This window comes from Granulicella aggregans (assembly GCF_014203275.1).
Taxonomy (GTDB): Bacteria; Acidobacteriota; Terriglobia; order Terriglobales; family Acidobacteriaceae; genus Edaphobacter.
On sequence record NZ_JACHIP010000006.1, the window covers coordinates 193,099 to 212,639 of the forward strand.

The window sequence follows — 19,541 nt, forward strand, 5'->3', positions numbered from 1 at the left end:
GGGCATCGGGCTGATGGAGCCCGGCCGCTTCCCCAGCGGAATATGGGTCGTGAATAATGCAAAAGCTTGCTGATGTGTGGTCGGAAGAGCCGCAACACTACCTGGCAAAGACGGCGTGGTCTTTTCGGATCCGGGCAGGGCGTAGTTCGGCGATGCGGAAGATCATCGATCGAAGAGCACACGAGATCGGACGAGCGGAGTCCGAGTAGCTGACAGAACCGGCTGAAAGCCCGGGCCCTGGCGTTGTGTCGATCGAAGGATGAACTGAGCGTAAAGGAGAAGACGCCGACCCTCCATACTCAAAAGCACATCGTTACCTACCCGATTTATCCTCATGTAAAGCTATTATTTTCAACCGCTTATGATGCCGGGCGAGCCGGGCGCAAAGAGGCCCGCGCGAGGCCTCCCTGGCGCAGAGACCCTCTGCGGAGAAGTTTCGCCACTCGCGTAATGGAAGAGCAGGTGGTGCAAGGCGGACATACTCGTGGATTGAAGAAAGTTTGGCGGGAGGGTGGACTTTCGCGTTAGCCGCGGTCTAGTATTCCGCCACTTCGCTGCCTTTGACGACCGGGCCGGTGAAACATTCGCTTCTCGGAGAATCCAATGTTCCTGTTCCAGCGTCTGCGCGCGGTGGCCCTTGCGATGTGCCTGCTGTCCCTGATGGTTGCGGTGGCTCACGCCGCAACCCCGATTCCGGCAGATCATATCCGCATCCATTACTTCCGCCCGGATGGCGTCTACACAGGATGGAGCATCTACGCCTTCGGCGATACGACCGAAGACCAAGGCAACTTCAACGGTGGCCCGGTGCTGATCGCCGGGACCGACACCTTCGGGGTCTACTTCGATGTGGGCGTGACGGCGGGTGCGAAGAACGTCGGCATCATCGTCCACAACCTACAAAGTGGAGCGAAAGATCCCGGCCCGAACGAGTTCGCGAATCCGTCGGCACAAGGGAACGAATTTTGGCAGGTCTCGAATACGACGGGGCTGATGACTTCGCCGCCAAAGACCTCTTCCGCGAAGAACCCGAACATTCCCGCGAACGTCGCACGTATCCACTACTACCGCCCTGACAACAACTTCACGGGATGGTACGTCTACGCTTTCAACGACACCACCGCCGATACCGGCAACTACAACGGCGGACCCATTCCGCAGACGGGGAGCGATGACTACGGCGCGTACTATGACGTTCCGCTCTCGGCCAATCCTCAGGACCTTGGCTTCATCGTCCACAACATCGTAAACGGCACCAAGGACACGCCCGACGATCTCCACCTGAACGTGGACATCTACAACGAGGCATGGAAGATCTCGGGCGACGGCAATGTCTACCTGACGCAGCCTACTGCGGCACAGTTACTGAATGGCAGCTTTTTGAAGCTACAGGCGTTCTGGGTTGATCGCAGTGCGGTGCTGATCCAGAGCGCTTATCTACAGTCGGGTGGAAAGTATTTTCTGGCGAGCGACCCGGCCGCTAACTTGCAGTTGACCTCTACCGGTGTGACCGGAGGGACTGATATTCCGTTGACTGTGGGCGGCAGTCTGACCGCCGATCAGATCTCGCGCTTCCCGCAGTTGGCTACCGGATATACCGTGTTGCAACTGCCCAAGACACTCAAGGCCAAAGACTATGCCGCGTTGGTGAAGGGACAACTCGCGATCTTTGTCAAGCGCACCGACGGGACGTTGACTTACGCGACAGGGGTGCAGGACGCTGGCGTGCTCGACGATCTCTACGCCTACTCGGGGAAGCTTGGCGTCATCGTTCGCGGCCACGGATTCGGTGGCTGGTTTGATGATGACGAGGACGATAAGGACAATCGGAGCGCGGTGAAGGTGAAGGTGTGGGCCCCTACGGCGCAGTCGATGAGTCTGCAGCTGTTCAAGCTCGGGACCGACACGGCACCGGCAAAGACGGTTGTGATGCAGGAGGACAAGGGCTTGTGGTCGGCGTCGCTTGAGGAGAGCTGGATCGGGAAGTATTACCTGCTCGACGAGAAGGTTTACGCGCCCAGCGTGCGGAGCGTAGTGGAGAACGTCGTCACCGATCCTTACTCGATCGACCTGGCGTTGAATGCGACCAAGAGCCGGCTGACCGACATCGACGCCGATGCGAACAAGCCTGAAGGCTGGGATGAAGACCGCTCGCCCTGGCTGGGGCGGACCAACGATCTCAGCATCTATGAACTACACGTTCGCGACTTCAGCGTGGGGGACGCGACCGTGCCGGTTGAACATCGCGGGACGTACCTCGCGTTCACCGACTTCCGCTCGAATGGCATGAAGCATCTTGAGCAGCTTTCGGCTGCGGGGTTGAAGGCAGTGCATCTGCTGCCAACTTTCCACTTCAACAGCATCAACGAAGACAAGACTACCTGGCAGACCACGCCTGACCTGAGCATCTATGCGCCGGACGGGCAACAGCAACAGGCCGCTGTTGCGGCTGTCCAAGCCAAAGATGCTTACAACTGGGGCTATGATCCGGATCACTATCTCGCACCCGAGGGCGGCTATGCCGTCAATCCCGACAAGCGGGTGAAGGAGTATCGCCAGATGGTGATGGGCCTGCATCGGGTGGGTCTACGTGTGATCCAGGATGTCGTCTTCAACCACACCAGCGGATTTGGTGAGGCGACGAACTCCATCCTCGACGAGGTGGTTCCCGACTACTACAACCGACTGGATATGGACGGCAATCTCGAAACGGGATCGTGCTGCGCCGACACCGCAACCGAGCACCTCATGATGGGCAAGCTGCAGCAGGATGCGATTTTGTGGAACGCGAAGAAGTACAAGATCGATGGCTTTCGCTTCGACATTATGAGCTTCACCTTTGTGAAGAACCTGCAGCAGATCAAGCAGGCGTTGGCGAAGCTGACGCTTGAACGCGATGGCATTGATGGGTCGAAGATCTATATCTACGGCGAGGGCTTTACGTTTGGTGAGACGGCGAACAACGCGCTGGGAGTTGCCGCGAACCAGATCAACCTCTACGGCAACGGTATTGGGACGTTCAACGACCGCATTCGCGATGGTGTGCGCGGAGGTGGGCCCTTCGATGACGAACGCGTACAGGGCTTTGCTACTGGCCTCTTCGACGATGCGAGTAGCTACACCTCGCAGCAGACTGCGCTGCTGGATCAGAAGAACACGCTGCTGCACCGGACGGACTGGATCAAGGTCGGGCTGACGGGCAATCTGCGCGACTATAGTTTTACCGACTCGACTGGAGCTACCATCACCGGAGCACAGCTTGATTACCAGGGACAGCCAACGGGCTACACAGCGTCGCCGGTCGAGGCGGTCAACTACGTTTCCGTGCACGACAACCAGAACCTCTTCGACACGGTCCAGATCAAGGCTTCGGAGGCGGATACGGCAGTCACCCGGGCACGGCGACAGGTGCTGGCGATGAGCGTTGTTGCGCTGGGCCAGGGAGTTCCCTTCTTCGCTGCGGGAGACGATCTACTGCGCTCGAAGGACATGGACCAGAACAGCTACGACTCCGGCGATTGGTTCAACAAGATCGACTGGACGGGACAGGGGAATAACTGGGGCATTGGGTTGCCGATTGCGAGCCAGAACAGCAGCCAGTGGAACTTTCAACAGCCGTTGCTGGCGAACTCCGCATTGAAGCCGACGCCGGCGGAGATTCAATCGACGACGAGCGCGTTTCAGGCGTTCCTGAAGATCCGCGAGAGTTCGGGGCTCTTCCGTATGGGCACGTTCAACGAGGTGCAGGCCAACCTGCACTTCCTGAACAACGGAAGCTCGCAGACGCCGGACCTTGTCGTGATGCAGCTGGATGCGAACGGGGGGCACTACGGTTTGTACAAGCACATACTCGTCGTCTTCAACGCAAGCACCACGCAGCAGAGCTTCACTGCGGCGGGACTCGAAGGAGTGGGATTCCGTCTCCATCCGGAGCAGCAACTCTCAACCGACAGCGTCGTGAAGACGTCGAAGTTCGATCGCAATACTGGCACCGTTGTCGTGCCGGGACTGACGACGGCGGTCTTCGTCAGCCTGCAATAGATCGCTTCAAATCCGATTGGACTGGGTGCCTAGTTGCGGCCCCAGTTCAATCGGACTCCGCCTTGCGCGAGGAACGGTGTGCCCAAAGTGAGGTTAGGGGTTCGCGCGGTTTCGATGCTGCGGTTCAGCAGATTCTGGAAGGACAGATAAGCGCTGATGTGGGAATGCACGCGGTACTCGGCGTAGGCGTCGAGTACGAAGAAGGTGTGCAACTCAAAGGTGTTTGCGCTGTCGTCGAAGGCGCGGCCGCTCTGGCGTGCCGCAAGGGTGAAGCTTCCGGGGCCGTGATGGTAGCGAAGCTGTCCGGTGGCGGTGTGGCGCGGGACCTGGGGAATCCACAAGCCTACCAGCGTCTGCTGCGGTTGAAAGGCGGTGACTACCGCGTGAGCATATTGGTAGCCGAAGTCCAGAGACAGGCCGTGCCCTGGTTGAAGCTGAGCGCCAAGCGCTGCGCCCTGACTCTGGATCTGGCCGAGGTTTTCTCTTAGGAGCGTGGTCGATGTTGCTGTGCCGCTCTGGAAGACGGTCGATACGGGGCGGTTAATCTCCGTCCAGAAGTATGTGGCCTGCAACGCTGCGAGGCTTCGAGGCGATGTCCAATGAGCGCCGCCTTCGATGCCTGTCGCACGCTCTGAGAGAAGCGCGGAGTTCGCGAGCGTCGTCTGCTGGCCAACTTGGCCGGTGCGGTAGAGTTCGTTCATCGTCGGCGTGCGGAAGGCGCGGAAGACAGACGCATGAAGCTCAAAGCGGGCCGGAAGCTGCTTCGAGATTCCCAGCCTCGGACTGAGCACGGCTTCATGACGGTCCGGCGTCCGGGTGAGCGTCTGAGGTTTTGTTCCGCTCCGCACGATGGCGTTGGTGTCGAGGTTTGCGGCCTCATCGCCGCGCAGGGAGAGCGCGCCCGACCAGCCGTGGTGCTCTGCTACGATCTCGCCGAATCCGCCGTAGAAACGTTGCCTCGCCGATGTGTCCTGAATGCCGGTGGGAGCCCCGGCGGAGTAGGGCGTCTCGAAGTCAGTCGCGCGAAGGTCGCGTAGATCGCCGCCGGCGATCAGCGCGACGTGCTCGAAGTGGTAGGCCGCATCGGTCGAGACTCCGAACTCCTGTGTTCGAACGCGCTGCAGGCGGGTGATGTTCTCCGTTGAACGCGCGGCGTTGATGGACGAGAAGCTCTGGCGATAGCCTTCGTTGCTGCCGTAACCTCTCACTCTGCCGTCGACGTGCGAACCGGCTTTCCAATCGTCGCCTGCGATGTAGCGCCACAGGCGTGTGCCGTTGGTCTGGATGGGTGTGCCGTTGCCGTGATCCTCGTTGAGCAGGTTGCCGGTCAGCCAGGCGCGGCCTTCCCTGGGCAAAGTACGTGCCAGTTCAACTCGACCATTCTGATAGTGGCCATTGGATGGAACGTCGACTTTGCCGCGAATCGCGGGAGCGACGATGGTGTATCCGGCGGTGCGAAAACTTTGCCCAGCGACCAGAGCGCTTGTACTTTCGTGGCGGAGATCGGCCCGTCCGCTGTAGTTCGACGTGTCTTCGGAGGCTCCGGCGATATCTGCGGAAGCGAGGACGGTGCCGGGGCGCGATGGGACGATATCGATGACGCCTCCGAGGGCGCTCGAGCCGTAGAGGTCGGATCCCCCGCCGCTAGCAAGCGTGATTGCGTCGATGGTCTCAGGGGGCTGTTCGTTCCAGTGAATCCATCCGCCAAAGCCGTCGTTGAGGGGGACAAGGTCTGATAGGACGAGCGTGCGACTGGCTGCGGTCGAACCAAGACCGCGCAGAGAGATGCCTTCGCTGGTGGGGTTCGCAACCCAGCTACTGGAGCGCCGGAAGAGTTCGAAGCCGGCGTGCTGGCGCAGGCGCTCGTCCAGCGTAAGCGCGGGATATTCATACAGCTTCGTGGAAGACAACGTCTCTACTGTCGCAGCGACGATGCCCATCTCGACGGAGGAACGCGTGGCCGTGACTGTGGCGCTCTGGTCGATCGTTGCGGGAATGAGGACAAGGTGAAGATCAGTACCGGTCGGTGACGGGACGCTTGCGTGTAGGCCACCGAAGACCGCCGTGAGTGGTGCATTCGTGGAGGAGACCGTGATAGCAAATCTTCCCTCGGCGTCGGTCTTCGATTGCTCAACACCGCCAAGCAGGATTTTGGCCCCGGCTACCGGAGCTCCTGTGGCATCGACCACCTGTCCGTGAATCTCACGGGGCGATTGCGCGCTGCTCCCAGGTGCTGCAAAAAGAGAAAGCAGCGACGCGGCCACGACAGACAGTAACCAGCGACACGTCATCTTCAGCCTTCTCCTTATATGTTGCAAAATGTTCGTGAGATCCGCGGCGAGCCGGATATGTATCAGTGTATCCGCGCAACTTGTATAGACTGCGAATCGGATGTCACTCTTCTGTCACCAATGATTGCGTGGCAACCGGTCGTTGAACAAGAAGCTTGCTAAGAGTTCATCGTTTGGGGTCTGATGTTCGGATGAAGAGCGCGTTCGCCATCCTTGCTGTAGTCCTTCTTCCTTTTGTGTCCGGAGTGCCTCGTTACGCTGCTGCCAGCAACATCGCGGAGTCCGTTGGAATCTCGGTGCTGCCCGATGGCGTGATGGTCTCGCATGGCGGAAATACCCTCAGGGTGACTGCACTGCGCGACGACGTGCTACGCGTGACAGCCAGCCATGCGCGGGGCCAGTTCCCGGAGAAGGCCTCCTGGGCGGTGGTTCCTGCGGCGCTCTCAGAGTCGGTGAAGGTGGTGGCCGGGCCGAACAGTCCCAATGGCGCTGTTGGCTTCCGCACGAACTCGCTACAGGTGAGCATCTCGGTGGATATGCGGATCACGATCCGCGACCTTGCCGGCAATATCCTGCAGGAGGACGCGGCTCCGATTGAATGGCACAAGCATGGGTTCACGGTTGCGAAGCAGAAGCATCAGGACGACCACTTCTTCGGGCTTGGCGATAAGCCCGGCCCGCTCGACCGTGCGGGTGAAGCCTTTACGATGTGGAACACGGATATGTTCGGATGGCAGGAGTCGACCGATCCGATCTACAAGACCATTCCGTTCTTCATCAACTTTCGTGCCGGGCATGCGACCGGGCTGCTGCTCGACAATACCTTCCGGACAAACTTCGACTTTGGCCGCAGCGATCCGAACGAGTACACCTTCGGCGCTGTCGACGGGCCACTCACTTACTACTTCTGGAGCGGCCCTGAGCCGAAGAAGGTCGTCGAAACATACGCGTGGTTGACGGGAACAACACCGCTGCCGCCGATGTGGTCGCTGGGCTTTCAGCAGTCGCGTTATAGCTACGAGACGGAGACTCGCTTGATGACGATAGCCAACCGGCTGCGCGCGGACAAGATTCCCAGCGACGCTCTGTATCTCGACATCGACTTCCAGGAGAAGAACCGGCCGTTCACCGTCGATACCAAGGCGTTTCCGCGCTTCAAGGATATGGTGTCAGATCTTGCGAAGGACCACTTCCATCTGATCGTCATCACCGACCTGCATATCGCGAAGCTGCCGGATGCTGGGTACGCTCCGTATGACAGCGGGATCGCGGGCGACCACTTCGTAAAGAATCCCGACGGAAGTGTCTTCTCCGGAGTTGTGTGGCCGGGGCCAGCGGTCTTTCCGGACTTCACGCAGAAGGTATCGCGTGATTGGTGGGGCACCCTGTACAAGGGGTTCACCGATGAGGGTGTTGCCGGTTTTTGGAACGATATGAATGAGCCCGCGGTCTTTGAGGTTCCGACTAAGACGATGCCGGACAACGTGCAGCATCGCATCGATGAACCTGGCTTTGCGAGACGTACAGCGACGCATCTTGAGATCCACAATGTCTTCGGCATGGAGAACTCGCGCGGCACCTACGAGGGGCTGCTGAAGCTGCAGCCGGACGTGAGGCCGTTCGTGTTGACCCGCGCTTCGTATGCTGGCGGCCAAAGATATGCGGCGACGTGGACCGGAGATAACAGTGCGACGTGGAACCATCTAAGACAGACGGTGCCCCAGATCGAGAACCTCGGCCTCAGCGGCTTCGCCATGACGGGCGCGGACGTGGGCGGATTTGCGGGTTCGCCTCCGCCTGACCTGCTGACGAAGTGGATCGAGATTGGCGCGTTCCAACCTATCGATCGCGACCACTCTGCGAAGGGCACGCGCGACCACGAGGTATGGGTCGATGGGCCGGAGCATGAGGCAATTCGCAAACACTTCATCGAAGAGCGCTATCGCCTGATGCCCTACCTCTACACCTCGGCTGAAGAGACCTCGCGTACGGGGCTTCCGATCATGCGCCCGCTCTTCCTCGAATTTCCTGACGCGACGACCGATGGACATCCACTCGATAACGACGCTACGGGCGAGTTTCTATTCGGCGATCGCATCCTCGTCGCGGCTTCGCCTTCACCTGAGGAGGTCGCGCCTTACGAGGTTCAACTACCACCTGGCCAATGGTATGACTACTGGACGGGCGAGCGGCTTGCGATGCTGACCGCAGTGGGCGCGCGCGATCTTGAGCAGCGTGACGCCCTTCCACCGAACAAGCCTATCTATATAACGCCGAAGCTCGCGGAGCTGCCGGTGTATGTACGGGGCGGATCGATCATCCCGGTCGCGCCGTTGACGCAGAGCACGATGGAGAAGCCCGATGGGCCGCTGACGTTGCGCGTGTATCCGGGCGCGAAGTGCGAGGGGTCGGTCTACCAGGATGATGGGACGAGCTTTGCCTATCGCGAGGGCAAGTTCTTTCGCCAACACTTCTCCTGCACGGAGGCGAAGAATGGCGCTGTGACGGTAAAGCTCGAGGCACCGACAGGCAGCTTCACGCCGTGGTGGAACTCACTGCGTATTGAGGTCTACGGTCTGGCCGGAAAGCAGCATATCGCCGTGGCGAACGGCAAGAGCGTAAAGGTTGAAGCGACGACGGCGGCGTCAATCCTTATCGTGCCCGCGGCTTCTACAGCGACAGAGGTGACCTTCCGATAGCGGTAGATGAACTTTCAAACATTGTCCTGTTCGTGCAACCGTCAATGAGCCTTGCGATAAATCTGTTTCATCACAAAGGCGTGTGCGGCAGCCTGTCATTGCTCATCCGTGCCCCGACAAGGAGGCCTGTCGGTTGACTCGTCCGTTCAGATTCAAGGCGCGTTGCAGGGTCGTCGATCATTCGCACAAAACCTCGGCGGAGAATATCCGGTCACTATAGCGCCAACTTCGCCTCTAGCGGGAGCCGGCCTTCAAGACAATCCGCAGCAAGTGTGCCGCCTCAGCCCCGCTTCCCTTGACGCTTGTCACTTCACCCTCCGGCACCCAGCGCACCGCCCCGGCATACACCGGCACGTTCTTGTGTGTCCTCCCCGAACTCATCTCGAACGTCGTAAACGCAACGAGCAGCGACGGCCCACCAACCGGCTTGACCGCACAAGCCTCCGCCTCCACACAAACAATCCGCTCAACCTGAACCTGCGGATCACTGAACTCCACTACATCTGAATCCGCACTCAGACTCTGCGGAGCCTTGCCCCGAAATGGCTCCTTCACCTGCAACGACACCCGCTTCAACTCCACCCGTAGAAAGTCCGAACTCAACTCTCCAAGGTTCTCGATGCTATGCCGTTCCGCAATCCCCGGAGCAACGCGATACGCTCCCTTTACCGTGGGTGGTCGAGTAACGGGAGCTTCCTTCGACCCTTCTTCCTCATGATTGATCCGCACCGGCCCCGAATCGCTCAGGTATACAAACACCGTCGAGAAGCTGGTATGGTCGTGCACCGGGATCTTCTCGTGTGGCCCATAGTGCGCGCGAACTACCACGACATCACTGTTCTCCAACACCACGCGGTAGTTCTTACCCGGCAGCGTCAGAGGATCCTGCGCCTGCAAACCAACAGGCACAGCCATCGCTGCCAAAGCAACCACGCCAAAGTAAAATCGACGCATCCTCAACCTACGCCACCTTTGGCTCAAAGCACCGAAAGAAAGTAAGCGCATCTCCCGCCACAACCTCAACGCCCGAGGCAGTAGCCGGCACCACCACCGCCTCGCCAACTCCAAGCGCCACGCCGCCTTCTCCGGAGTTCACCGTTCCCGAGCCCTTCAAACAGACGAGGCACTCTGAGACGCCGCTTACATCCGCAAGCGAGATTGTCGTCCCGGCCGCGACCTCAAACCGGTCCACCACAAAGTACTTCTGCGAGATCACCCGGGTAAACCCGTCCATTTCCACCGGCTCGACTTTGCCCGCAGCGGTATGCAGCTTCGTCACCGCCAGACCCTTCTCCAGATGCAACTCGCGAGGCCTTCCGTAGTCGTAAAGCCGGTACGTCGTATCGCACGTCTGTTGCGTCTCGAGCAGCACCACCCCGGGCCCTATGGCATGAACGGTCCCGGCGTCGACGAAGATCATCTCGCCCACCGTCACCGGTACCCACTCCATCAGCGACTCCATCGTGCCGTCCTCGACCGCGGCAGCCATCCCGGCGATCGTCGTGCCAGGCTTGAGTCCGAGAGCGATCGTCGCTCCAGGCTCCGCCTCCAGCACGTACCAGCACTCCGTCTTGCCCCGATGGAGTCCAATTGCCTGTGCCTCCGCGTCGTCTGGATGCACCTGCACCGATAGCTTCGCATCCGGAAAGAGCATCTTCACCAGCAGCGGAAACTCCGCCATCGCCCCCGGCGTCAGCAGCTCGCCCGCGTACTCTTCGGCGACATCGCCCAGCGTCCGCCCCGCCAACGGTCCGGTCTCCACCAGGCACTGCGGTCCGGTTAGCCAGGCCTCGCCCACCAGCTCCGTCGTCCCTGTCTCTTCATACCAGGGCTTCAAATTAGGCTTGCCCCAGGGCCGCGGGCTGAAGAAGGGCTTTAGACGAAAAGGGGAGGATGTTGACGATACCATTGCGCTCTCACTCATGCTTCAAGTTTACCGTGATCGACATCTCTGGAGTCGCGCGGCCTAGTCGTCATCATCCTTCTTAGCCTTCTTCCGCTTCTCCATCAGCATCGGAGGCACCGTCTTACCCCCCATCGCATCCTGCCAAAGGACCACGTTCAACTTCTGCGCATCCGCACGGTCCGCATGACGAAAGTCCATCTTCATCGACTCCTTCGCACCCGGCGCAGTCTTCTTGTTCGCCGTATAGATCAGCCCGTTATCCCGGTTCCGATAGTCCGCCTGATACGGCGCATCATCGCCCGCACCGGTAAACACCGTATTGATCAGCGAGCACAACGCATCATTGTTATTCATCGGCGGAATCCCCAGCAGCGTCTCCATCGTCCGAATCACGCTCACCGTCGAATAGAACCGGCTATCCACAAACGGTCCGCCATCCGCGGCCTTTGGTGAATACTTACTCACCACTAGAGCTGTACTCCGATGCGCATCCACGTGGTCGGCCCCGTTCTGCGCATCGTCCTCAAGGATGAAGAACGCCGTGTCCTCCCAGAACTTGGTATGCGAGATCATCTCGACCGCCCGCCCCACGGCCAAATCGTTATCGGCTACAGACGCCTTCGGCGTCGGATCTCCCGGAGTAGTCCCCGCCGTATGATCGTTCGCCAGCCGCAGCATCACGAAGTTCGGCATCGTGTCGTGCCCAGCTTTACGATCAGACACCCACTGCTTCAGATGCTGCTCGAAGATCTGCACCCGAATCTGGTCCGGCACCATCAGGTTGAAGTCCGGTGCCTCGACGGCAAAGTGCCCCACCAGCTCAGGCTTGGTCGCCAGGTTCTTCGCCATCCGCGGGATCGCCCATGGCCAAAGATTTACACCGCCTCCCCAGTTAGCCGGCAGAGGCTGCCCTGGCTTGATCTCCGGGTCCTTGCAAGGCTCGCCGGCAAGCATCGGGCCGTCCTGGGGATTGTCCGTATGCTTCTCATCGCAGAAGACCGAGGAGATGTACTCGCCAAAGTGATACAGCGTCTTGCCATGCTTCGTAAGGTTCGTCCACAGATACCCACTCGCCGGCTCGTTCACATCGGGAATCTTCTGCAGCAGCGGATACCCCGACGACACCACGCCCTCGAAGTCGTACCCACGCTCACCACCGCGATAGTCCTGCTCCCACGTCTTCTCAAGATAGTCCGTCCCAATCGCCGCGTTCGACCACACATGCCCGTCGCCCGATACCTCTCCCGAGTCGAAGAAGTTATCCAACACTCCGAACCTCAGCGCCAGCGCGTGTTCATTCGGCGCGATGTCTGCCCCGTACATGGTCAGGCTCGCATCGCCGTTGCCCACCGCCTTGCCGTCTTTGCTCAGGTCGCCCAGAATCTGGTCGTACGTCCGGTTTTCCTTGATGATGTAGATCACGTGCTTGATGCGGTCGCTCGATCCATCCGCAAACTTGATCTTCTCCTCCGCCGCCTTCATCCGGTTGGACTCCAGCACCTGAGCCGTACTCGCTTTCAGGTTGTTTTGCACTGCCGCCTCATCAAGCGTTGCAATCGACCCATACAACAGCGTCGCAATGTACGTCCCCGGCGTGCTCAGCTTCTTCTGGGACTTCATCTCCTCCGTCAGCCGCTGCGGAAAGTTATTCGGACCCGTCCCCTTACCCTTCGCCGTTGCAACATAAACCTTGCCTCCGGCGAATGCCACGTTCATCGGCATCCACTCCGTCGGCACAAATCCAACCGGCTCCGCAAACCCCTTCGTCGCCACGCTCTTCGTCAACTTCGCTGTATCGATCACCGCCAGAGCATCCGATCCCATATTCGCGACATACAGTCTGCGCCCGTCCTCTGACACCGCCAGTGCCGCAGGCTCCGCTCCAAAGTAAGTCTGCCCTGGCAGCCGCGTATCGAAGTACCCCTTCACCGCGAAGGCCGCGCCCTTCAAATCAATTGCCGCCACCGCATCGCGATTCGATAACGCCACGAACATCGTCTTCCCATCTGCCGTAATATCCAGCGCACAAGGATGCGTCCCGGGCGCAATCGGACTCTTGGGCTTCAACAGCGCCAGCTTCCGCCCAACCTTATTCGCCTTCAGATCAAGCTCAACCACCTCCGACGAGTTCCAAAGCGCCACATAAGCCCGCGCCTCATCTTTAGCGACAGCCAGCGCCACCGGATACACCGACGGCACATTGTTCGTCTCCGCCAGATCGAACCGCTTCAGCACCGCGCCCGTTACTGCATCGAGTAGCAGCACATCGTCCGAGAGATTGTCCGCCACCAGCAATCTTTCCGCACCCGCTCCACCGATCACCGCGATCGCCGCGGGGAAAGGGACTCCCAGCACGCCATCTCCGCCACCCTTGCGCTCGAGGATCTTCGTCGTCTTTCCGGGAGCAAGCTGCTGCAGCGGAATCTTGATCATCCTCTCGGCGGTAATCTTCCCCTCGCTGAAGCCGTACACGGCCACACCGCTCCCGCTATCGCCATCCTTCTCGCCCAGCGGATCAGTTGTAGAAGCCATGCTCGCGTAGATATGCCGTCCATCCTTGCTGAAGGCGAGCCCCGAGTAGAGCGTCTGCTTCGCCACGCGCGCCAGCGTCCGGCTATCAGGAAAGTCTTCGACCTTTCCCGTCGTCGTATCCAGCACCGCCAGCGACTGGTCGTAGTTCGACTCGAACGTCCCATAGCCCGCATTCAGCGTCACCACGTACCGCTTATCCGGCGACACCGCAATCGACATCGGCAGCGTATTCAACCGCTTCGGATCACCCGGTACCGGCATCGTTAACTGCTTGCTCGTCGGCAGGTCGATCGTCTTGCCATCCTGAGCAAATGCCGCAAACGTCAACGAAGAGACCCATACCGCACTCACAAATCCCGCTACGCCGTAACACCGCAAGCCACGCATATCCATCCCCCGAACGTATCAAACTCCGTCGTAACCGGCATTACAAAACTCTTACAACCGCCTCTTTGCGATCCTGTTAGCGTTGTCCTTGTAGCAGCTTGGTAACAGGAACAAGGGGACAAGAAGACACCTATGAAGCAAGCCACCATCACACCTGAAAAGCTCTCGGCTGCCGCCGCGTACAAGCCTCAGATCGGCGACCTGCCCAACGCAATCTCTGACCTTCCCATCGCCGCCAAGGTTGCGCAGAAGGTCAAGCAGGACCTCCGCATGGGCCGTGAGCACCAGCAGGGACGCATCAACTGGATCACCACCATCGTCATGGGCCTCTTCCATGTCCTCGCAATCGTGGCGCTCTTCTTCTTCTCCTGGAAGAACCTCGCTGCCTTCGCGATCACCTACTTTTTCGCCATCAACGTCGGCATCGGCGTCTCGTATCACCGCCTGCTGACGCACCGCGGCTTCCGCTGCCCCAAGTGGGTTGAGTACTTCGTGACCGCCTGTGGGACGATGGCTCTTGAGGGAGGCCCGATCTTCTGGGTCGCCACCCACCGCGTCCACCACCAGAACTCCGACCACGAAGGCGATCCGCACACCCCCACCGAAGGCACCTGGTGGGCGCACGCCGGCTGGATCCTCTCCGGTCGCGCCATGCACTCCGAAACCGCCCTCCTCGGCCGCTACGCTCCCGACCTCACCCGCGATCCGGTCCACGTCTGGCTCAGCAAGTACCACTGGCTGCCGCTCACGCTCTCTGGCCTTCTCCAGATCGCTATCGGCACCTGGGCCACGGGTCACATCTCCGGCGGTCTCACCATGCTCCTCTGGGGAACCTTCCTCCGCGTCACGCTTGGCTTGCACGCAACCTGGCTGGTCAACTCCGCGACCCACATGTTCGGATCGCGGCGCTTCGAGACCAAGGACGATTCCCGCAACAGCTGGTGGGTCGCTCTGCTCACCGGTGGCGAAGGCTGGCACAACAACCACCACGCCCACCCGGTCAGCGCCCGCCACGGCCTGACGTGGTATGAGTTCGATGTGAACTACTACTGCATCTGGGTCCTCAGCAAGCTCGGCCTCGCTGAAAAGGTCCAGATCGCCAAGTTCGACCCCAAGAACCCCAAGCCAGCCGGAGTCTAAACCCCTCCGAACCACCCCAGACGGCCATCCTTCACTTGAAGGATGGCCGTCTCCTTTGAGAGCCGTCATCTTGAGCGGAGTTATTCGCAGCTTCACCGCCAATAACATAGTCGAAGGACCCCAAAGCCGATCATTGCTCCCGAGCCGCTCGAAGATTTCTCCCCAGGCATCCGTCAGACATTCGTGCGAAGCACGAACCATCTCGCATTGTTCGATACCGCACCAAAACCCCGCCCCAAATTGTCTTTTACCCGACAAAACACCTACGTAAATCTGTATGATCGAGTGGCCATCACCTCGGCACGATCTGTCGCAGGTCATACGCAGTAGAGGCTCTTCTCTCTCATTGGAGATCACCGGCACAGCCGGTCCCCTGGGAACACGAAGTCAGCACGCCCCCCAGCGGAGCCCTCTTACGCATGTCTGTTCACCTGATTAATCCCAGCGACAACGCCTTTGGCACTGCCGTCATCACCCCGCGCTGGCTCTTCGTCCTCGCCGCCGCCACCCCTCGCTCCTTCGGCGACCCCATCCTCGTAGACGAGTCGATTGAACAACTTGACCCAGAAACGATCCAGTCCGGCGACGTCGTCGGCATCAGCGTCCATACCGGTAACGCCCTGCGCGGCTACCAGGTCGGCAAACTCGCCAAGGATCGCGGCGCGACCGTAGTCTACGGCGGAATCCACGCCACCCTCTTTCCCGACGAGCCCTTCGAACGCGGCTACGCCGACCACGTCGTCAAGGGAGACGGGGATGTCGCCTGGGGCAACGTCCTCCGCGACATCGAGAGTGACTCGACCAAGCTCGTCTACGAAGGCGGCAAGATCGAAGGCGAGGAGTTCCTCGCCGCCCGCTGGGACCTCATGCAGAAGGACAAGTACATGTGGGCCTCCGTCCAGACCATCCGCGGCTGTCCGAAACATTGCTCCTTCTGCTCCGTCTGGCGCACCGACGGCCAAAAGCCCCGCCAGCGCTCCTTCGAAAACGTCATCAACGAGATCATCGACCTCCGCCGTCTCGGCTTCCGCTTCATCGCACTCGCCGACGACAACTTCTACCCGGTCACGTTGACCGACCTGCGTCTCGCTGAACAACAGGGCGATCAGGCCAAGCTTGACTCCCTGCGCGCCACTCGCGCCGAACGCTACGCCCTCATGGCCGAGCTCGCCAAGCTCCCCAAGGACATGGTCTTCTTCACCCAGATCACCATGGAGTCCGCCGAGGACACCGACTATCTCGACGCCATGCGCAAGGCCAACATTAAGGGCGCTCTCGTCGGTGTCGAAGCCGTAACGCCCGAAGGTCTGAAGGCCGTCTACAAGGACTTCAACTACTCCGGCGACCGTCTCATTCAGCAGCTCCAGACATTCCGCAAGCACGGCGTACACGTCCTAGGATCCTTCATCTTCGGCCTTCCCACGGACAAGGAATCCACCTTCAATGCTACTGTCGAAGTCGCCATGAAAGCCGGCGTCACCTTCGCCCAGTTCGTCATGATGACCCCGTTCCCCGGAACCGTCGACTTTGGCCGTTGGGAAAAAGAACAGGCCGCCGCCCCCGAGCTCGTCGATGGCACTCCCATCACCCGCTACTGGCTCATCCCCACCGCCATCCGCCCCAAGATGTTCACCCCACATCCCTCCATGTCGTCGGACGAGATCAAGACCCGCACCCAGGGCGTCTGGGACCGCTTCTACGAGTGGGGTCCGGTCTGGAAGCGTTCGTCCTGCATCCAGAACAACCTCAAAGGTCGTATCGCCTTCGTCCTGCTCTCGAAGCTCTACCGCCAGATGTACGCCGGCACCGGCATCTCGACCGATAGCGCCCGCCGCAGCAAGGCCAAGACGACCGCTCGCTGGATCGCCGCCAAGACCCGCCTGCTCTTTGTCTCGAAGCCCATGCCAGACCTGGCCTATCCCACCTGGGCTCCCCGCGCCCGCACGATGCCCCGTCTCACCCAGCTCACAGCACTGCCGTCGACCATAGACCCGTCAGCCTAGGCAAGAAACGGGTGTCCCATCCATCGCGCCGTTGTCTTGTGCGATGGGTGGGAGATTCGTGTGCCGCACGAACCGCCTCTCTCCCATCCCTGAAAAGCCTCCCCAAAACACTTCAAGCCCCCTCGCCTTCCAGCCGATAACCTCTCTCAGTGCAGCCGCAACTCCTGCGCCTGTTCGTCCTTGGGCCCCAAAGCTGGACCAGAGCGAAATCTCAACCAGAGACACCAGGATGCCCTATCAAGCGACCACCACGGGTTCGAAGATTGCGATCTGGGTGCCCGTCCTTGCCGCCATCCTGGTCTTGATCGCCGACGCACGCACCCCCCGCGGTGTCGTGTTCTGCACGGCCTATATTCCTCTGATCTACTTCGGCCTACAGTTTTCGCGTGCCCGAGTCGTCTTCCTCTACGCCTTCGTCGCCAGCGTGATGACGATAGCGGGCGCTTGTCTCAAACATCCGAGCGCGGTCACCCTGTGGATGCTTCTGACCAATCGCGTCGTGAACATCGCCGTCATCTGGTGGACCGCCGAACAACTCTTTCAGCATCGGGTGATTCGGGAAGCTCTTGCGCAACAGGAGCTCACAGCGGTGCGCCAAGAGGCCGCTGGCAACGCCTCTCTGCTCGCTACCATCGTCGATTCCTCCGACGAAGCCATCATCTCAAAGTCTCTCGACGGCACCATCAAGAGCTGGAACCGCGGGGCCGAGCGCGTCTTTGGCTACCGAGAGGAGGAGGCTATCGGAAGGCCGATCTCTATGCTCATCCCACTCGAACTCCTGAAGGAGGAGGGCCAGATATTGGACGCAATGGTGCACGGCAAGGCAATCGAACACTTCGAAACTGTCCGCCTGCATAAGAACGGCAGCAGAATCGAAGTCTCGATCACCGTATCGCCCGTCAAGGATCTCCAGGGAAGAGTCGTCGGGGCGTCGAAGAACCTGCGAGAGGTAGGCAGGCGCAAAGGTACAGAGGCAATGCTCGCCGCTGTCGTCAACAACGCGATCGACGGCCTCGTCACGATTGATGATCACGGGAACGTCGAAACCTTCAACCGTTCGTGCGAGGCGATGTTTCGCTGCTCCGAGGCGGAGATCGTCGGCAAGAACCTGAGCACGCTCCTTCCCGAGCGCTACTACAGCGAGCACGCCGGCTACTTCGCAGAAGCCGGTAATCAAAGCGACGATCCGAGAAGCGGAGCCATGGGTCGCGAGGTCAGTGGCAGAAGGAAGGACGGCAGCTCCTTTCCCGTCGAACTCTCAATCAGCGGCTTTCAACTCGCAGGAGCCCGCCACTACTCCGGGATTATTCGCGACATCACGGAGAAGAAGCGCGCCGAAGAAGAGGCAGCCAGCTACACCAGGGCCCTGCTCCGCAGCAACCAGGCACTCGACGAGTTCGCCTATGCCGCGTCGCACGATCTCAAGGCCCCGCTTCGCGTCATCGACAACGCCTCCAAGTGGCTCGAAGAAGACCTCGAAGAGCATCTCACCGGCGAGATCCGCGAGAACATGCAGATGCTACGTGGCAGGGTCAAGCGCATGGACAGGCTGCTCAACGACCTCCTCGCCTACTCCCGAATCGGCCGTAAGGCTGACGCCGACTTCTCTGAGATCGTCTCCGGGGCCTCGCTGATGAATGACGTACTCGCCATGATCACGCCGCCCGCAGGCTTTGAAATCACCGTAGACCCCGCCTTCGCCGGCCTCTCGCTATGCCGCATGCCGCTCCAGCAGATCCTGATGAACCTCATCAGCAATGCCATCAAGCATCACGACAGAAAGACAGGCAGGATCGACGTCATCGTCGACCCCGGCGAGAAGATGCAAACCTTTGAGGTCAGGGACGACGGCCCAGGTATCGATCCCCGCTTCCACGCCCGCATCTTCGATATGTTTCAGACCCTCAAGCCACGCGACCAGGTCGAAGGCAGCGGCATGGGTCTCGCTATGGTGCGCAAGAACGTTGAGGTCTTCGGCGGCACCGTTGCGGTCGAATCTGACGGACGCGGCAGCACCTTCCGCTTTACCTGGCCAGCTCAACAGCCTGATATCGAGCGGGCCGTAGCAGCCAGCCCCGCAGGAGCGCACGCATGACATACTCCGCTCAAGCTGAGAGCCGGCCGATCAACATTCTCCTCGTGGACGACGACGATGGAGATGCGCGCGCCGTGCAACGGGCCTTCGCCAAGGCCCGCATCGTGAACCCCTTCTGCCGCGCCATCGATGGCATCGACGCCCTGGAACTGCTGCGCGGCGAGAATGGCAAAGTCAAAGTGAAATTTCCGCTCATCATGCTGGTCGATCTCAACATGCCCCGCATGAACGGCATTGAACTTGTAGCCGCCCTGCGTGCCGACCCCGCCCTGCAGAAGACCGTCGTCTTCGTCCTTACGACCTCTTATCGCGATGAAGACATGGACGCAGCCTACGGTCTCAACGTCGCCGGCTACATCGTCAAGGAGAAGGCGGGTGAAGACTTCCTCCGCCTCTTCAGCCTCGTCGACAACTACTGGCGCATCGTTGAGCTGCCTTAGCGTGAGA

At 60.1% G+C, this 19,541-nt stretch carries 10 protein-coding genes; 6 read left to right on the plus strand and 4 right to left on the minus strand.

Going from position 1 to position 19,541, the window contains the following annotated elements; genetic code table 11:
• Positions 1-603: 603 nt before the first annotated feature.
• Positions 604-4,041 carry a pullulanase-type alpha-1,6-glucosidase gene (pulA, locus tag HDF16_RS20745; RefSeq protein WP_184221181.1) on the plus strand — a complete coding sequence of 1,146 codons (3,438 nt, stop codon included), beginning with the start codon at positions 604-606 and terminating at the stop codon, positions 4,039-4,041.
• A 29-nt stretch (positions 4,042-4,070) separates the two neighbouring features.
• Here pulA and HDF16_RS20750 read toward each other — a convergent pair whose 3' ends face one another.
• On the minus strand, positions 4,071-6,332 hold the full coding sequence (locus HDF16_RS20750; RefSeq protein WP_184221183.1) for a TonB-dependent receptor: 2,262 nt from the start codon (positions 6,330-6,332) through the stop codon (positions 4,071-4,073).
• A gap of 191 nt (positions 6,333-6,523) precedes the next feature.
• On the opposite strand from HDF16_RS20750, the gene HDF16_RS20755 reads away from it, so the two are divergent.
• A complete protein-coding gene (locus tag HDF16_RS20755; protein WP_184221185.1) occupies positions 6,524-9,031 on the plus strand; it encodes a TIM-barrel domain-containing protein in 2,508 nt (835 codons plus the stop codon).
• 234 nt (positions 9,032-9,265) lie between these two features.
• On the opposite strand, the gene HDF16_RS20760 is transcribed toward HDF16_RS20755, so the two are convergent.
• From HDF16_RS20760 to HDF16_RS20770, 3 genes are read right to left on the minus strand one after another with little or no spacing between them, the layout of a single operon-like run.
• Positions 9,266-9,985: a hypothetical protein gene (locus tag HDF16_RS20760; protein WP_184221187.1), complete on the minus strand. Its 720-nt coding sequence runs from the start codon at positions 9,983-9,985 to the stop codon at positions 9,266-9,268.
• Positions 9,986-9,992: 7 nt separating this feature from the next.
• Positions 9,993-10,940, minus strand: a complete 948-nt coding sequence (locus HDF16_RS20765; protein WP_184221462.1) for a type I phosphomannose isomerase catalytic subunit — start codon at positions 10,938-10,940, stop codon at positions 9,993-9,995.
• 57 nt (positions 10,941-10,997) lie between these two features.
• A complete protein-coding gene (locus HDF16_RS20770) occupies positions 10,998-13,856 on the minus strand; it encodes a bifunctional YncE family protein/alkaline phosphatase family protein (RefSeq protein WP_246409512.1) in 2,859 nt (952 codons plus the stop codon).
• A gap of 270 nt (positions 13,857-14,126) precedes the next feature.
• On the opposite strand from HDF16_RS20770, the gene HDF16_RS20775 reads away from it, so the two are divergent.
• From HDF16_RS20775 to HDF16_RS20790, 4 genes are all read left to right on the plus strand, one after another.
• On the plus strand, positions 14,127-14,996 hold the full coding sequence (locus HDF16_RS20775) for an acyl-CoA desaturase (RefSeq protein WP_246409565.1): 870 nt from the start codon (positions 14,127-14,129) through the stop codon (positions 14,994-14,996).
• Positions 14,997-15,415: 419 nt separating this feature from the next.
• Entirely contained in the window at positions 15,416-16,999 is a 1,584-nt protein-coding gene (locus tag HDF16_RS20780) for a B12-binding domain-containing radical SAM protein (protein WP_184221191.1), read from the plus strand.
• Positions 17,000-17,228: 229 nt separating this feature from the next.
• Positions 17,229-19,094: a sensor histidine kinase gene (locus HDF16_RS20785; protein ID WP_184221193.1), complete on the plus strand. Its 1,866-nt coding sequence runs from the start codon at positions 17,229-17,231 to the stop codon at positions 19,092-19,094.
• Positions 19,091-19,534, plus strand: a complete 444-nt coding sequence (locus HDF16_RS20790; protein WP_184221195.1) for a response regulator — start codon at positions 19,091-19,093, stop codon at positions 19,532-19,534. The genes HDF16_RS20785 and HDF16_RS20790 overlap by 4 nt, the downstream gene beginning before the upstream one ends.
• Positions 19,535-19,541: the final 7 nt, after the last annotated feature.

Excerpts from the sequence above, each read along its gene's own strand:
- pulA (WP_184221181.1), top strand. The coding sequence starts at position 604 with ATGTTCCTGTTCCAGCGTCTGCGCGCGGTGGCCCTTGCGATGTGCCTG.
- HDF16_RS20750 (WP_184221183.1), bottom strand. The coding sequence starts at position 6,332 with ATGACGTGTCGCTGGTTACTGTCTGTCGTGGCCGCGTCGCTGCTTTCT.
- HDF16_RS20755 (WP_184221185.1), top strand. The coding sequence starts at position 6,524 with ATGAAGAGCGCGTTCGCCATCCTTGCTGTAGTCCTTCTTCCTTTTGTG.
- HDF16_RS20760 (WP_184221187.1), bottom strand. The coding sequence starts at position 9,985 with ATGCGTCGATTTTACTTTGGCGTGGTTGCTTTGGCAGCGATGGCTGTG.
- HDF16_RS20765 (WP_184221462.1), bottom strand. The coding sequence starts at position 10,940 with ATGGTATCGTCAACATCCTCCCCTTTTCGTCTAAAGCCCTTCTTCAGC.
- HDF16_RS20770 (WP_246409512.1), bottom strand. The coding sequence starts at position 13,856 with ATGCGTGGCTTGCGGTGTTACGGCGTAGCGGGATTTGTGAGTGCGGTA.
- HDF16_RS20775 (WP_246409565.1), top strand. The coding sequence starts at position 14,127 with ATGGGCCGTGAGCACCAGCAGGGACGCATCAACTGGATCACCACCATC.
- HDF16_RS20780 (WP_184221191.1), top strand. The coding sequence starts at position 15,416 with ATGTCTGTTCACCTGATTAATCCCAGCGACAACGCCTTTGGCACTGCC.
- HDF16_RS20785 (WP_184221193.1), top strand. The coding sequence starts at position 17,229 with ATGCCCTATCAAGCGACCACCACGGGTTCGAAGATTGCGATCTGGGTG.
- HDF16_RS20790 (WP_184221195.1), top strand. The coding sequence starts at position 19,091 with ATGACATACTCCGCTCAAGCTGAGAGCCGGCCGATCAACATTCTCCTC.